This window comes from Enterobacter sp. CCUG 70166, from assembly GCF_020224095.1.
GTDB classification, from domain to species: Bacteria; Pseudomonadota; Gammaproteobacteria; order Enterobacterales; family Enterobacteriaceae; genus Enterobacter; species Enterobacter intestinihominis.
Genome location: NZ_NRIQ01000033.1, coordinates 58,393 through 72,820, shown reverse-complemented (window position 1 = coordinate 72,820; position 14,428 = coordinate 58,393). Strand labels below are relative to the sequence as shown.

General features: G+C 55.4%; 16 protein-coding genes. 11 read left to right on the top strand and 5 right to left on the bottom strand.

Features of this window, described 5'->3' with window-relative positions; translation table 11 throughout:
• From CKK19_RS13870 to CKK19_RS13855, 4 genes are all read left to right on the top strand, one after another.
• Window positions 1-339, top strand: a 339-nt coding sequence (locus tag CKK19_RS13870) for a 4Fe-4S dicluster domain-containing protein (protein ID WP_225455162.1), incomplete at its 5' end; no start/stop codon positions are given.
• Between the two features lies 1 nt (window position 340).
• Window positions 341-1,195, top strand: coding sequence for a dimethyl sulfoxide reductase anchor subunit family protein (locus CKK19_RS13865; protein ID WP_063854093.1), 855 nt, complete (start codon window positions 341-343; stop codon window positions 1,193-1,195).
• A 45-nt stretch (window positions 1,196-1,240) separates the two neighbouring features.
• Window positions 1,241-1,855 carry a Tat proofreading chaperone DmsD gene (dmsD, locus tag CKK19_RS13860; protein ID WP_022647977.1) on the top strand — a complete coding sequence of 205 codons (615 nt, stop codon included), beginning with the start codon at window positions 1,241-1,243 and terminating at the stop codon, window positions 1,853-1,855.
• Window positions 1,856-1,963: 108 nt separating this feature from the next.
• Window positions 1,964-2,275, top strand: coding sequence for a YebG family protein (locus CKK19_RS13855; RefSeq protein WP_022647976.1), 312 nt, complete (start codon window positions 1,964-1,966; stop codon window positions 2,273-2,275).
• Between the two features lie 56 nt (window positions 2,276-2,331).
• Here CKK19_RS13855 and catA read toward each other — a convergent pair whose 3' ends face one another.
• Both catA and CKK19_RS13845 read right to left on the bottom strand, forming a co-directional pair.
• Window positions 2,332-2,991, bottom strand: a complete 660-nt coding sequence (catA, locus tag CKK19_RS13850; RefSeq protein WP_023300000.1) for a type A chloramphenicol O-acetyltransferase — start codon at window positions 2,989-2,991, stop codon at window positions 2,332-2,334.
• Between the two features lie 86 nt (window positions 2,992-3,077).
• Window positions 3,078-3,962 (bottom strand): LysR family transcriptional regulator, encoded by an 885-nt coding sequence (locus CKK19_RS13845; protein ID WP_023299999.1) that lies wholly within the window; start codon window positions 3,960-3,962, stop codon window positions 3,078-3,080.
• A 114-nt stretch (window positions 3,963-4,076) separates the two neighbouring features.
• Between CKK19_RS13845 and CKK19_RS13840 the strand changes: the two genes are divergently transcribed.
• The 7 genes from CKK19_RS13840 (at window position 4,077) to clcB (ending at window position 11,356) form a co-directional block, all read left to right on the top strand.
• Window positions 4,077-5,204, top strand: a complete 1,128-nt coding sequence (locus CKK19_RS13840) for an alpha/beta hydrolase (protein ID WP_072050125.1) — start codon at window positions 4,077-4,079, stop codon at window positions 5,202-5,204.
• A 299-nt stretch (window positions 5,205-5,503) separates the two neighbouring features.
• Window positions 5,504-6,247 (top strand): YoaK family protein, encoded by a 744-nt coding sequence (locus tag CKK19_RS13835; RefSeq protein ID WP_045621656.1) that lies wholly within the window; start codon window positions 5,504-5,506, stop codon window positions 6,245-6,247.
• A gap of 261 nt (window positions 6,248-6,508) precedes the next feature.
• Entirely contained in the window at window positions 6,509-7,219 is a 711-nt protein-coding gene (osmY, locus tag CKK19_RS13830) for an osmoprotectant ABC transporter permease OsmY (protein ID WP_225455161.1), read from the top strand.
• An 18-nt stretch (window positions 7,220-7,237) separates the two neighbouring features.
• A complete protein-coding gene (osmX, locus tag CKK19_RS13825; protein WP_063854094.1) occupies window positions 7,238-8,137 on the top strand; it encodes an osmoprotectant ABC transporter substrate-binding protein OsmX in 900 nt (299 codons plus the stop codon).
• Window positions 8,138-8,145: 8 nt separating this feature from the next.
• Complete coding sequence (gene osmW, locus CKK19_RS13820) at window positions 8,146-8,793, top strand: osmoprotectant ABC transporter permease OsmW (protein ID WP_022647970.1); 648 nt, start codon at window positions 8,146-8,148, stop codon at window positions 8,791-8,793.
• Window positions 8,793-9,941, top strand: a complete 1,149-nt coding sequence (gene osmV, locus CKK19_RS13815; RefSeq protein ID WP_022647969.1) for an osmoprotectant ABC transporter ATP-binding protein OsmV — start codon at window positions 8,793-8,795, stop codon at window positions 9,939-9,941. Before osmW ends, osmV begins: the two co-directional genes overlap by 1 nt.
• A gap of 104 nt (window positions 9,942-10,045) precedes the next feature.
• Window positions 10,046-11,356: a voltage-gated ClC-type chloride channel ClcB gene (gene clcB, locus CKK19_RS13810; RefSeq protein ID WP_063854095.1), complete on the top strand. Its 1,311-nt coding sequence runs from the start codon at window positions 10,046-10,048 to the stop codon at window positions 11,354-11,356.
• Here the strand turns inward: clcB and bioD are convergent.
• The 3 genes from bioD to CKK19_RS13795 form a co-directional block, all read right to left on the bottom strand.
• Window positions 11,291-11,986: a dethiobiotin synthase gene (gene bioD, locus CKK19_RS13805; protein ID WP_015570628.1), complete on the bottom strand. Its 696-nt coding sequence runs from the start codon at window positions 11,984-11,986 to the stop codon at window positions 11,291-11,293. The genes clcB and bioD overlap by 66 nt on opposite strands.
• Window positions 11,987-12,117: 131 nt before the next feature.
• The gene (gene mlc / locus CKK19_RS13800; RefSeq protein ID WP_022647966.1) at window positions 12,118-13,338 is read right to left on the bottom strand and encodes a sugar metabolism global transcriptional regulator Mlc; all 1,221 of its coding nucleotides are present in this window, start codon (window positions 13,336-13,338) and stop codon (window positions 12,118-12,120) included.
• A 121-nt stretch (window positions 13,339-13,459) separates the two neighbouring features.
• Window positions 13,460-14,365 (bottom strand): LysR family transcriptional regulator, encoded by a 906-nt coding sequence (locus CKK19_RS13795; RefSeq protein ID WP_022647965.1) that lies wholly within the window; start codon window positions 14,363-14,365, stop codon window positions 13,460-13,462.
• Window positions 14,366-14,428: the final 63 nt, after the last annotated feature.

The window sequence follows — 14,428 nt, the reverse complement described above, 5'->3', positions numbered from 1 at the left end:
GTGGACGAGGATGTCTGCATCGGCTGTCGCTACTGCCACATGGCCTGCCCGTACGGTGCGCCGCAGTATAACGCGGCTAAAGGCCACATGACCAAGTGCGACGGCTGCCACAACCGCGTGGCGGACGGCAAAAAGCCCATCTGCGTCGAGTCCTGCCCGCTGCGCGCGCTGGACTTTGGCCCGATTGAAGAGCTGCGCAAAAAACACGGCCAGCTTGCTGCGGTCGCGCCGCTGCCGTCTGCGCACTTCACGAAGCCGAGTATTGTGATTAAACCTAACGCCAACAGCCGTCCGACGGGTGACACCACCGGCTACCTGGCAAACCCGAAGGAGGTGTGAGATGGGAAGTGGATGGCATGAATGGCCGCTGATGATCTTCACCGTTTTCGGGCAGTGCGTGGCTGGCGCATTAATCGTGATGGGCTTCGCCTGGCTGAATGAACGTGATGACAAGGCCAGAATACGCATCGTGCGCAGCCTGTTTTTTCTCTGGCTGGTAATGGGTATTGGGTTTATGGCCTCGGTACTGCATCTTGGCTCCCCGCTGCGCGCCTTCAACTCGCTTAACCGCGTGGGAGCGTCAGCGCTGAGTAATGAGATCGCGGCGGGTTCGATCTTCTTTGCCGTGGGCGGTTTCTGGTGGCTGGTGTCGGTTATCGGTAAAATGCCCCCAGCTTTAGGCAAAATCTGGCTGGTTGTCAGCCAGCTCCTGGGTGTCGTTTTTGTCTGGGCGATGACCCGGGTCTATCAGATCGATACCGTTCCGACCTGGTATACGGGCTACACCACGTTGGCCTTCTTCCTGACGATGGCTCTTACTGGCCCGATGCTGGCCGCGCTGCTTCTGCGGGTCGCAAACGTGACATACAAAGGTACCCTTGCCGCGTCTGTCAGCGTACTGGCACTCATCGCCAGCGTGGCGGTCGTCGTGTTGCAAAGCAATACGCTGGGGACGATCCAGAGTTCTATCCAGCAGGCTAACGCCCTGCTGCCGGATTATGGTTCGCTTCAGGTATGGCGCATCGCGCTGCTGGCGGCGGGTTTAGGCTGCTGGATCTGTCCGCTTATTCGTCGTCAGGAACCGAAAACGCTCGGCCTGTTTGCAGGTTTCGTGCTGGTGGCGGTGGGTGAACTGATTGGCCGTGGGCTATTTTATGGTTTGCATATGACCGCAGGGTTAGCAATTGCAGGTTAACACAGGTGCGCGGGCAACCCCCGCGCACAAGTAAGGAAAGTTGTAATGAATGACGTCTCACACCGCGAATCGTTCGCGTTCAGCGCCCGGGTACTGGGCGCGCTGTTTTATTTTGCCCCTGACAGCGAGCAGACCGCACCGCTGGTGAGTGCCCTGACCGCAGGTGACTGGATGCAGGACTGGCCGCTGGCGCAGGAAAGCCTGCAGCCCGTGGCCAGTATGTTTAAGAACCCGTCGGACGAAGCGTTGAAAGACGCCTGGCAGCGTCTGTTTATTGGCCCGTATGCCCTGCCCGCCCCCCCGTGGGGCTCCGTCTGGCTCGATCGCGAGTCCGTGCTGTTTGGCGATTCGACCCTTGCATTGCGCCAGTGGATGCGTGAAAACCATATCGCCTTTGAGATGCAGCAGAATGAGCCGGAAGATCACTTCGGAACGTTGCTGATGCTGGCGGCATGGCTTGCCGAGAACGGTCGCGACACAGAACGCGACCAGCTTATGGCCTGGCATCTGCTGCCGTGGAGCACGCGTTTCCTTAGCGTATTCGTTGAAAACGCGGCCCATCCGTTCTACACGGCGCTGGGTAAACTTGCCCAGCTGACGCTGGCAGAATGGCAGTCCACTTTGCTGATCCCGATTGCAGAAAAAACGCTGTACCGATAACAGCTCCTGGCTTGTACATCCGTTGTGTAAGCCAGGTTCGGACATTTTTGCTGCAACGCAGATCCGGAACTGCTATACTGTATATAATTACAGTGCTGGAGGTGCAAAATGGCTGTTGAAACAAAATTCGTGGTCGTAAGAAAAGGTGAAGAGAAAATGACTTTTGCCAGTAAGAAAGAGGCTGACGCTCACGACAAACTGCTCGACATGGCAGAAGCGTTCACCGACTGGCTGCTGCAAAGCGGAATGCAGATGGATGAAACGCAGGCGGAAAACCTTGGTCTGTATCTTGCCGAGCAGAAAGAGTCCGTGCAGCATATCCTGCGTACCAGCAAGCTTCCCGAGCTCAATGCTGCAACGGATAAAACAGCGCCAGAGGCGGATAGCAGCAAAAAAATCCGGGCCGTCAAAGCCGCCTGATCGTCAGAACGACTCATCACCTGTCCTGCTGCCGCGGGCCGGAAACGGCTCGCGGCTTAATAGTGCGGTAAATTATCACACAACTCTTGCAACTCGTTGATTAGTCTGGCCACATGGAAACCATCACAGACAGAATGATGAACCTGAACGGCGAAAGGCAACAAGACTTTTCCATCCTGGTTAAAGTATTTTCCAAACGTGAACATGGGCGCAAAAAAGTTCTGCATGTTAGCCACGTTGATATTAAAACTGGTAAAACTGACCCACGGAATATCCGATATGAAGAATATATTTTCCCGGTACTCTTCTTTGGGCCAGTAGGCAAGATTATCACCATAGCGAGAAACGTCTTCTGCATAAACGTTCTGAAAGTGATGAATATTCCCGTCGAAGTGACTCCATAATGATGAAAACGTCTCCGTCTCTTTATGGAAAAGGGTATAGCTGGGATGCACCTCATTCCATATTACAAGCTCATTATCCTTCATAGCCATACGGAACTCAGAATGGCGGTTAACGACTGTCGAAATAAGGGAAATAATCGAAGGATAAAATTTCCAGCCAACCTGTTTGATATGTTTCAGCAGCGCAGTGATATCCAGCTGAACCGTTTGGTTAATCGTGCATTGAGCAAAGCTCTGAAAGACTTCAAAATGTTCTTTCCTTGCCCAACTCGATAAGTCTACAGCCGTATATTCTGGCGTAATTTTTGTCATTTCTTTGCCTTAATTAAGCAGCGCTATATAAAATAGTAGCGTACCATAAACCCAGGAGCTGTATAGACCATCGAGCAGAGGCTGCCTTAAATTTTCAACGTATCAATAACCGCTCTCAGCGCCGGGGACACGTTGCGGTGCGGATAATAGAGGTAAAGCCCTTCCATCCGCAGGCTGTAGCGCTGTAAGACGCGTATAAGCGTGCCACGCTCCAGATCGTCAGCCACCAGCTCAACCGGGACATAGGCCAGCCCGAGTTCCAGCCGGGCCGCTTCAGCCTCCATGTAGCTGTCGGAAAAGGCCCATTGCCCCTCAGGCCGGTGCGTAACTCGCTTCCCGTCCTGAACAAGCTCCCATTGATAGTGGTTACCGTCTGCAAACTGGTAGGCAATGCAGGGATGAGCGTCCAGATCGGCGGGCGTCTGCGGGAAACCATAGCGCCGAAAATGCGCCGGGGCGGCAACCACAGCCATCTCCATATCGGGCGTGATGCGCACCGCAATCATTCCTTGTCCCACCTCCGGTCCCAGCCGGACGCCCGCGTCGAATCGCTCGGCAATGATATCCACGAACCGGCTCTCATTCATCAATTCCAGACGGATATCCGGGTAACGCTGTTTGAAGATAGCGAGCTTTGGCAGCAGACATTTCTCGATGGCGTGCTGGCTGGCATTAATGCGCACCGTGCCGGACGGCGTCTGACGGTAATGCGCCAGTCTGGTCAACCCGGTATCAAGCGCATCAAAGGCGGAGCCGGCGGTCTGGTAAAGCTGTTCCCCGGCGTGTGTCAGCGACAGCTTGCGCGTAGTGCGCACCAGAAGCTGAACGCCAAGCCGCTCTTCCAGCTCGCGAACCGATCGGCTGATCCCGGATTGCGCCAGCCCGAGCCGCTGTGCGGCTGCCGTGAAGCTTCCCTCCCGCACCACCTGGATAAAGAGATACAGCTCATTATAGTTTTCCCGCTTCGCCATCATGCCTCGTCAATTCATAACAAAATGATATTAATCCTAGCAGCTTCAGGCCTCTAATCATCACTATTTCTGCTAACTATAATGGCCTCATTACAACAACACACGGTACCTCTTATGAAAACATTCACCCAAAAACTGTCCGTTGCGCTGCTGTTATGCGCATCATTAAGTGGAGTGACAACAATGAGTTATGCAGAAACGCTAAATCCCAACGCCCCCGTTTCGATGGTGACAACCTGGGATAAAACCTTCGCCGAGAGCAATAAAGTCAACCACCGCAAAGTGACGTTCCAGAACCGGTACGGGATCACTCTGGTAGGCGATCTGTACATTCCCAGGAACCACGGCGACCAGAAACTGGCGGCGATAGCCGTCAGTGGGCCGTTCGGTGCGGTTAAAGAACAATCCAGCGGTCTGTACGCCCAGACTCTGGCTGAGCAGGGGTTCGTGGCCCTGGCCTTCGACCCATCCTACACGGGGGAAAGTGGCGGCCAGCCGCGTAACGTTGCCTCCCCTGACATCAACACCGAAGACTTTAGCGCCGCTGTGGATTTCCTGGGGTTACAGAAAGAGGTCGACCGTAACCGTATCGGCATTCTTGGTATCTGCGGCTGGGGCGGTATGGCGCTGAACGCGGCATCCATGGATACCCGCGTGAAGGCGGTCGCCACCAGCGTAATGTACGATATGAGCCGCGCGATGGGTCACGGCGTGGGCAACGGGAAAGATCGCTATTCAGCGGCCGATCGTCGGGCCGTGTTGCAGTATCTGAACGCGCAGCGCTGGAAAGATGCTGAAAGCGGCACTTTCGCCCATGGCGGCCACGATATTAATGTCGATGAGAATGGCAAGGTGACGGCGGCCGAGCGCATTCTGCCGGAAGCACTGCCCACCGATCCGCATCCGGTACTGAAAGAGTTCTATGATTACTACCGTATGCCGCGCGGTTTCCATGCCCGTTCCGTAAACTCCACCGGCGCATGGACTGCGACCATGCCGTTATCCTTTATGAATATGCCGCTGCTGAGCTATGCCGGGGAGATCACTATCCCAACGCTGATTGTGACCGGTGAAAACGCACACTCTCGTTATTTTGCGGAGGATGCGTTCAAGGCCGTCGGCAGCAAAGAGAAAGAGCTGGTGATTGTTCCCGGTGCAAACCATGTTGATCTCTACGATAACGTCGCAGGAAAAATCCCGTTCGCGCAGTTTGAGCAGTTCTTCAAAACCAGTCTGAAATAACACTCTAAGCCCCCGGAAATCACGGGGGCATCTCTTCTCATCGTCGTGAATGACACCTATGTCTACACTGAATCAAATCCCATCCCGCTACAGCGAGCATGCACACTGGGAAAGTATTTTTGCCCGTCAGTCTGCTCGTGGCATCTGCAATAAGGCATTATATTAACAGGGTTATTTTATTTAATTACAAAACCTCGCACTCCTCCCGTTGAAATAATAATTAAGCAATATCCTGGTCAGTCGGCGACATCGCTTTGTTAGCTTGAGAAGTCAGGCAAAGCTCAAACTGGAGGTATTCTTTGCTGATTAAATTAAAGAAAGAACGAACGCATCAGGAGGATCGTCGTCTTGCACTCTGGCTGGCGACCTCCGCGGGACTGCTGAATGCCATTGCGCTGGGCGCGTTCGGCTTTTTCCCCTCTCATATGACGGGTAATACATCGCAGTTATCCAGCGAAGTTTCCTCCACCGATCTCAGTGATATTCTTTTTTTTGGCGCCATTATTCTGTCGTTTGTCACTGGCGCCATTGTTGCGCGGATTATTGTTATCTGGGGAATTATCCATAACGTCAGGCTGATATTCAGCCAGGTTTTATTTGTTGAAGGGCTATTACTTGCCGGGGTATCCCTCTATGAAATGTATTTTCACTCCTTCGCCACGAATCAGGAGATTATTCTTTTCCTGTGCGGTTTGATGGGAATTCATAACTCCACCTCAACTCAGCTTTCCGGCGGTCGGGTGAGATCCACGCACATTACCGGTACGCTGACCGATGCCGGCATTTCGCTGGCCTCCGTTATGGTCGCCATGCTGCGCCGGGATTATTCCAAAGACACGGCCGCGCAAAAGAGCCAGCTCAAAACCCATTTAACCACCCTTTTCTCGTTTATTACCGGCGGGATTGCGGGGCTGATCCTCTTCAGAGAGTTTGGATTCCACGCGATGCTGGCACTGGGCCTGATGCTGGTGTTTATCGCCGCCTTTTCAATCGTTCGTATCTCGTGGCGCGTTCGAAAGGTACGCGCCGCGCTTAGTCGATAGGGTGATCAGCACGCCTCAAGTGACGTTGTCACTTGAGGCGTGCTTCTTTAAGACTATTCTGCCTTCCCACTGACAGCCCTTACGCCATAAGGCTTAACTCAGGTTGTCACTAATTTCATAGGGTTACTGTTTTACCCCCTTTGCTGGAACCCTTCCGTTTCGCTTGCTATAGGTGAAGTACCCCTGCCGAAACATGGCATAACAACAGGCAACCGCAACAGGTGGTTGCTATAACGCATGCGCACAGGGAGACACACCGCAATGCACCCATTACTTAAACGTTCGCTGCTTTTTGTCGGCGCGATTATCGTGGTCCTCGCTCTCCTCACCTGGGGAATTGGACTGGAGACGATTAAGGCGCGCCAGGTTGACCTGCTCTACCTCGGTCAACAGCACCTGATTCTGGTCTTTTCATCAATGTTCTTTGCCCTGCTGGTGGGCATTCCAAGCGGTATTCTGCTGAGCCGTCCAGCGGCACGGGGTATCGCCGAATACGTGATGCAAATCTTTAACGTGGGCAACACCCTGCCGCCGCTGGCCGTTCTGGCGCTGGCGATGGTGGTGATTGGCATCGGTGATAAACCGGCCATTATCGCCCTCTTTCTCGCTTCTTTGCTGCCAATTGTGCGTAACACCTATGCCGGGCTGTGCTCTGTTCCCGCGTCGTTGCTGGAAGCGGCAAACGGCATCGGCATGACCAAATGGCAGCGCCTGCATCAGGTCGAAATTCCTAACGCCTGGCCGGTGATGCTTTCCGGTATTCGCATTGCCACTGCGATTAACGTCGGTACCGCACCGCTGGCATTCCTGATTGGCGCCAGCAGCTACGGCGAGCTGATTTTCCCGGGGATCTATCTGAATGACTTCCCGATGCTGATCCTGGGCGCGGCGGCCACCGCCCTGTTCGCCCTGATTCTGGATACGCTGCTGGCGGCACTGGGTCGACTACTGAGCCCGCATCTCGCGCGATAATTATAACAAGGAGCTTCTATGAGACTGTTTTCCGGCCTGACGGCGCTGTGCGCCGCCGCGCTCTTCACCAGCCAGGCGCTCGCCGCGCCACTGATCCTGGCAACAAAGAGCTTTACCGAGCAGCACATTCTCTCGGCCATGTCCGTACAGTATCTGCAAAAGAAAGGATTTCAGGTGCAGCCGCAGACTAATATTGCGACGGTGATTTCCCGTAACGCGATGATTAACAAGCAGATTGATATGACCTGGGAGTACACCGGCACGTCGCTGATCATCTTCAACCATATCAACAAACGCATGTCGCCGCAGGAGTCATACGAGACGGTGAAACGCCTCGACGCAAAGCACGGTCTGGTGTGGCTTAAACCTGCCGATATGAACAATACCTATGCCTTTGCCATGCAGCGCAAGCGCGCCGAGGCTGAACATATCAATACCATGTCTGAGATGGTGGCAAAGATTGAGCAGATCCGTAAAACCGATCCAGATAACAACTGGCTGCTGGGCCTTGACCTGGAATTTGCCGGGCGCAGCGACGGGATGAAACCGTTGCAGGCAGCCTACAACATGGAGCTGGACCGCCCGCAGATCCGCCAGATGGATCCGGGCCTGGTCTATAACGCGGTGCGCGACGGGTTTGTCGATGCCGGGCTGATCTACACCACCGATGGGCGCGTGAAGGGCTTCGATCTTAAAGTGCTGGAAGACGATAAAGGCTTCTTCCCGAGTTACGCCGTGACGCCAGTTGTTCGAAAAGACACGCTGGAGGCTAACCCGGGGCTGGAGGAGGCGCTGAACACCCTCTCAGCCCAGCTCAACAACGACGTTATCACCGAACTGAATAAAAAGGTGGATATCGACCATCAGTCACCGCAGCAGGTCGCCCGTGATTTCCTGCGTAGCAAACAGTTGCTGTAGGAGGCGCTATGGAGACGATTCACTATATTCTCGACAACTGGGACTATCTCTTAACCCTGACGCTGCAACACCTCTGGCTGGTGGCACTCGCCGTGGGCCTGGCGATTGTTATTGGCGTGCCGCTGGGTATTTTAATTGTCCGCCATAAATGGCTGGCAACGCCGGTGCTGGGGATTGCCACCATTGTGCTCACCATCCCGTCAATTGCGCTTTTCGGCCTGATGATCCCGCTCTTTTCGCTGATCGGTCAGGGCATTGGCGCCCTGCCCGCGATTACGGCGGTGTTCCTCTATTCACTGCTGCCGATTGTGCGCAACACCCACACGGCGCTCGACAGCCTGCCACCCGGCCTGCGCGAAGCGGGACGCGGCATCGGCATGACCTTCTGGCAGCGTCTGCGCTGGGTGGAAATCCCAATGGCGCTGCCGGTGATTTTTGGCGGCATCCGCACCGCCGTGGTGATGAACATCGGCGTCATGGCGATTGCTGCCGTGATTGGCGCGGGCGGTCTGGGCCTGCTGCTGCTTAACGGTATTGGCGGGAGTGATATTCGTATGTTAATTGCGGGCGCGCTGATGATTTGTCTTTTAGCGATTGTGCTCGACTGGTTGCTGCACCGTTTGCAGGTGGTATTGACTCCGAAGGGGATTCGATAATGATAAAACTGGAAAACCTCACCAAACAATTTTCACAGAAGCACGGCCAGACGTTTAAGGCCGTCGACAACGTCAACCTGAACGTGCCTGAAGGGGAAATGTGCGTGCTGCTCGGCCCGTCCGGCTGCGGGAAAACCACTACCCTGAAGATGATTAACCGTCTCATTACGCCAAGCAGCGGGACGATCCTGATTAACGGCGAAGACACCAGCGGGATGGACACCGTGACCCTGCGCCGCAACATTGGCTACGTGATCCAACAGATTGGCCTGTTCCCGAACATGACTATCGAAGAGAACATTACCGTCGTGCCGCGCATGCTGGGCTGGGACAAAGCGCGCTGTAAATCCCGTGCCGAGGAGCTGATGGATATGGTGGCAATGGATCCACATAAATTCCTTCACCGCTATCCGCGCGAAATGTCCGGCGGTCAGCAGCAACGTATCGGCGTCATCCGCGCGCTGGCAGCGGATCCTCCGGTCCTGCTGATGGATGAACCATTCGGCGCGGTTGACCCGATTAACCGTGAGGTGATCCAGAACCAGTTCCTGGAGATGCAGCGCAAGCTGAAAAAGACCGTGATGCTGGTGAGCCACGATATTGACGAAGCGCTGAAGCTGGGCGACCGTATTGCCGTCTTCCGTCAGGGGCGTATTGTTCAGTGCGCCAGCCCGGACGAGCTGCTGGCGAAACCCGCCAATGAGTTTGTCGGCTCGTTTGTTGGTCAGGACCGGACGTTGAAACGCCTGCTGCTGGTATCCGCGGGCGACGTCACCGACCAGCAGCCAACAATTACGGTACGCGAATCGACGCCGCTGCCAGAGGCCTTCGCCACCATGGATGACAACGATATTCGCGCCATTACCGTGGTTGATGATCTCGGCAAACCGCTGGGCTTTGTGAAGCGCCGCGAAGCGCGTAATGCCAGCGGCAGCTGCGGTGATATTCTGCATCCGTTCCGCATGACAGGTAAGGCCGAGGATAACCTGCGCGTGGTGCTTTCTCGCCTGTATGAGAGCAACACCAGCTGGATGCCGATTGTGGACGAGGACGGACGCTATAACGGCGAGATATCCCAGGATTATATTGCGGAGTATTTGAGTTCCGGGCGTACGCGCCGGGCATTGAATATTCATAGCGAGAGTTAAGCATTCAGGCCGGGTACTGCCCGGCCTTTTTCCGCACGCATACCTTTTGCTAACCTCACGTTTTCCCGCCACAATATCGTATCGTCCCCGTTAATCACGACTTCATGCAACGTCTTCACGCATACCCCGACATCCGCGCGATGTTTCGCCGTCTCCTGATTGCTACCGTCACCGGCGTGCTGGCAGCGCTGGCCGTTGCGGTGTTCCGCCACAGCATGTATCTGCTGGAGTGGTTGTTTCTCAGCAACGAAAGCGGAAGCCTGGTGAACGCCGCTGTCGCGTTATCGCCCTGGCGGCGGGCGCTGACGCCTGCGCTGGGTGGTCTGGCCGCGGGAGTGCTACTGTGGGGATGGCAGCGCATGACGGCACAACGTCCCCACGCCCCGACCGATTATATGGAGGCGCTGGAGACGGGTGATGGCCAGTTTGATTACGGCGCCAGCCTGGTGAAATCCCTCGCCTCGTTGCTGGTGGTCGCCAGCGGCAGCGCCATCGGCCGGGAAGGCGCCATGATCCTGCTTGCCGCCCTCGCTGCCTCCTTTTTTGCACAACGTTGTACGCCGAAATCCGAATGGAAACTGTGGATCGCCTGCGGTGCCGCCGCCGGGATGGCCAGCGCCTATCATGCGCCGCTGGCGGGCAGCCTGTTTATCGCAGAGATCCTGTTTGGCACGCTGATGCTGGCCTCCCTCGGCCCGGTGGTGATTGCCGCTGTGGTGGCCCTGCTGACCACGCGCCTGTTAAGCCCCGGCGCGAATACACTTTATGATGTCCATCTCAGCGAGATGCTTACGGCGGTGGATTATTTCCTGATCGTTGGCGTGGGTCTGCTGGCTGGGCTGTGCGGCCCGCTTTTGATGTGGCTAATGGCTTTCAGCCATTCTCTGTTTCTGCGTCTCAAACTTTCACCGCCTTGGCAGCTGGCGCTGGGTGGTCTGATCGTCGGGCTGCTGTCGCTGCTGACGCCGAAGGTATGGGGGAATGGCTATAGCGTGGTTCAGGCGTTTTTGCAGTCGCCGCCGCTGCTGTCGGTAATTGCCGGCGTCTTTATCTGCAAGCTCCTGGCGGTGCTGGCAAGCAGCGGGTCCGGCGCACCGGGAGGCGTGTTTACGCCAACCTTGTTCGTTGGTATGGCAACGGGAATGCTGTTTGCGCAGATCTTTGCGCTGTGGTTTCCTGGCTCTGAGACGGCGATCCTGCTTGGGCTGGCGGGTATGGCGACGCTGCTCGCCGCCACAACGCATGCGCCAATTATGTCGGCCTTGATGGTATGTGAGATGACCGGGCAGTATTTTTTACTTCCCGGTTTGCTGGTTGCCTGTGTTGTGGCGTCGGTATTGTCGAGAACGCTACGCCACGACTCGATCTACGGCCAGCATACCGCCGAAAGCCGAGAGATCGATATAGTGCGCTAATTCGCGCTGCTCGGCGCGGGGCAGATAAGGCAGTTCGCCTACCAACGGGCCAGGTAGCTTTTTGCTCAGCACGTCGATGATTTCTGCGTAGTGCGCAAGGCCCGGGTTAATACGGTTCGCCACCCAACCAATCAGTGGCAGGCCGTCATTAGCGATAGCCTGCGCCGTCAGCAAGGCATGGTTGATGCACCCTTCCTGAATGCCCACGACCATAATCACCGGCAGCTGCTCCTGCACCACCCACTCGGAAAGGGGACGTAAATCGTTCATCAGGCTGCGCCAGCCACCGGTCCCTTCAACGACAACGTGGTCAACCTTTTCACTCAGATTTGCCAGGCCATCAGAGAGCAGACTGTAGTTGATAAGCCCACTGTGAGCGACGCTGCTTTCCTCTTCGCTTAACGCGATGGGATTGACGGCATCATAAGGCAGTTCCAGAGACGAGACGCTTTGCAGAACCAGGGCGTCCTTATTGCGCAGCCCTTCTGGCGTCTCTTTACTGCCTTTTGCTACCGGCTTGTATCCTGCAACGCGTTTACCGCTTGCCGCCAGGGCCTGAAGTAACGCGCGGGATACGACGGTCTTCCCGACAGACGTATCCGTACCAGTAATAAAGAAACGCTTAAGCATGACTCATTCCACCTCTTGGGTATGCTTCAAAAAATATAAACCAGGTAAATAATTCAGTGGGGAAAGTCTACGGGAAGCGTGCGCTACCCGGCTTGAGATAGCGCAATTTTTCGTACATCTATGGAAAAGAGTTAGCCCTGAAGCAAACGAATCAGTAACGAGCCGTTGTACATCGCATCTTTTACCAGCGCGGCGCCAGCCATCGTACCCTGGTTGGAAAATTGCGTACTTTCCACCACGATGTTTTTACTGTACGCGGGAAGCGCCTGCTGGTTGATGCAGGCGGAAATCGCCGGGAAGAGGATATCCGCCGCCTGGCTGAGCGGGGAGCCGATCAGTATTTTTTGCGGGTTAAACAGGTTCACCATAATGGCCAGAATGCGTCCGACATTATTGCCCACGCCGGTAATGATGTCCTTCGCCAGCAGATCGCCCTGCCTTGCCGCAGTGCACAATGCCTCGACGCTCAACGGTTGACCGTGCAGCGTGGAGCTCATTGACTGGCTGAGCCGCACCTGCGCCAGCTCCAGCACGCTTTCGACGCTGGCAATCGTCTCCAGACAACCATGATTACCGCAGTAGCAGCGTTTTCCGTACGGATCGACCTGCGTATGGCCAATCTCCACCAGGCTACTGCTGCCAGCATGCAACAGACGCCCGTCGGTGATCACACCTGCGCCAACGTTATGATCAATCACCACCTGAATCACGTCGCGCGCGCCCCGGGAAGCGCCAAACAACGCCTCCGCCATCGTCCAGGCGCTGATATCATGCTGAATGTAGACCGGCACACCGGTGTGGTTTTCCAGCACGTCGCCCAGCGGCATCTCTTTGACGTTTTCATAAAACGGCATGCGGTGCACAATGCCATTTTCGGTATCAATAATTCCCGGCAGGGTGATCGCAATCGCCGTTAAACGTTCAAGGCGCTGCTGGTGACGAATAAAGAACTGGTCGATATGGGTCAGAATGGCATCGAGGAGTGGTTGCTCTGCATCGAGCGGGAGTTCCAGCCGGTCTTCCACCACCAGCTTGCTGCTGAGGTCGCGCAGCGCGAGGAAGATTTCCCCGCGGCTAATTCGCAGCGACAGGTAGTGCCAGGCTTCCGTTTCCACCACCAGCCCTACCGCCGGACGGCCACGGCTGCCCGGCTCCTGAATTTCTGTCTCCTGAACCAGATGGGCTTCCAGCATTTCGCGGACAATCTTGGTAATACTGGCGGGTGCCAGTTGTGCCAGGCGCGAAAGATCGATACGCGAAACCGGACCCAGCTGATCAATCAGGCGATAAACGGCGCCCGCGTTGGTCTGCTTGATCTGATCGATATGCCCTGGCTGACTATCAGCAACCACCTCGTACTCCCTTATTTTCGAGCTTCGAAATAAACTGAGGGCTATGGTGAAGCACTTCAATGGCTGACGTCAAATTTTTACTTAGCCATGTGATTTACTGCACATTTTCGCCCGCTTTTCCCTATAAATAACGCCCGTGAGAAGCGGTAATTAATTGTTCTTTGAAACGCTGTGCCGCATGGCTCTGTTCATGATGTTTAGACCACACCAGCCACATCTCCGAGACCGCATCCTGCTCGGCAATATTCACCCAGCGCATTTCCGGCAGTTGTACCCGTTTAAACGAGGCCGGAAGAATCGACACGCCAAGTCCTGCGGCAACGAGACCAATGATCGTCATGGCTTCCCCCACTTCCTGCGCGATAGTCGGGACAAGGCCATATCGCCGCATCAGACCAAGAATATCGTCATACAATCCGGTACCCACCTGTGGGTCAAAAAAGACAAAGGGTTCTTTCGCCAGTTCAGCCAGCGTGACGCTATGCTGCGCGGCGAGCGGGTGATCCCGGGGGATCATCGCCATCAGCGGTTCGCGGAGGATCACCTGCCACGCCAGGGTATCAGGCAACTGCGTGTTACGCATTAGCCCCAGGTCGAGCGATCCTTCATTAAGCGGCGATATTTGCTCCCGGGTATTTATTTCGCGCGTCTGAATATGCACATCCGGAAAGTTACTGCGAAACGAGGATAGCGTTTGTGAAACAGCGCTGATGAAGGGGGCCGACGAGGTAAACCCGATGCGTAGCTCCCCCGTTTCCCCGAGATGAAGCCGTTCAGCTCTGGCGGCAGCGTCCACCACCATACTCAGGATCTGTCGGCTATCGGCGAGAAACTGTTTTCCCGCCGCCGTCAGGCTCACGCTGCGGTTGGTTCGCGCCAGCAAACGCGCCCCAACCTGCTGCTCAAGGATCTGGATCTGTTGGCTCAGCGGTGGCTGGGAGATATTCAGCCTTGCCGCAGCACGACCAAAATGGAGCTCTTCAGCGACGGCGACAAAATAGCGCAGATGGCGCAGCTCGATATTCATATTTTTAAAGTATCATTTAAGATTATTAATATATTAGACAGAATATTTACATTTTCCTACCCT

What these genes read in the sequence shown, in the direction of transcription:
- CKK19_RS13865 (WP_063854093.1), top strand. Translation starts at nt 341, where the DNA reads ATGGGAAGTGGATGGCATGAATGGCCGCTGATGATCTTCACCGTTTTC.
- dmsD (WP_022647977.1), top strand. Translation starts at nt 1,241, where the DNA reads ATGAATGACGTCTCACACCGCGAATCGTTCGCGTTCAGCGCCCGGGTA.
- CKK19_RS13855 (WP_022647976.1), top strand. Translation starts at nt 1,964, where the DNA reads ATGGCTGTTGAAACAAAATTCGTGGTCGTAAGAAAAGGTGAAGAGAAA.
- catA (WP_023300000.1), bottom strand. Translation starts at nt 2,991, where the DNA reads ATGACAAAAATTACGCCAGAATATACGGCTGTAGACTTATCGAGTTGG.
- CKK19_RS13845 (WP_023299999.1), bottom strand. Translation starts at nt 3,962, where the DNA reads ATGGCGAAGCGGGAAAACTATAATGAGCTGTATCTCTTTATCCAGGTG.
- CKK19_RS13840 (WP_072050125.1), top strand. Translation starts at nt 4,077, where the DNA reads ATGAAAACATTCACCCAAAAACTGTCCGTTGCGCTGCTGTTATGCGCA.
- osmY (WP_225455161.1), top strand. Translation starts at nt 6,509, where the DNA reads ATGCACCCATTACTTAAACGTTCGCTGCTTTTTGTCGGCGCGATTATC.
- osmX (WP_063854094.1), top strand. Translation starts at nt 7,238, where the DNA reads ATGAGACTGTTTTCCGGCCTGACGGCGCTGTGCGCCGCCGCGCTCTTC.
- osmW (WP_022647970.1), top strand. Translation starts at nt 8,146, where the DNA reads ATGGAGACGATTCACTATATTCTCGACAACTGGGACTATCTCTTAACC.
- osmV (WP_022647969.1), top strand. Translation starts at nt 8,793, where the DNA reads ATGATAAAACTGGAAAACCTCACCAAACAATTTTCACAGAAGCACGGC.
- clcB (WP_063854095.1), top strand. Translation starts at nt 10,046, where the DNA reads ATGCAACGTCTTCACGCATACCCCGACATCCGCGCGATGTTTCGCCGT.
- bioD (WP_015570628.1), bottom strand. Translation starts at nt 11,986, where the DNA reads ATGCTTAAGCGTTTCTTTATTACTGGTACGGATACGTCTGTCGGGAAG.
- CKK19_RS13795 (WP_022647965.1), bottom strand. Translation starts at nt 14,365, where the DNA reads ATGAATATCGAGCTGCGCCATCTGCGCTATTTTGTCGCCGTCGCTGAA.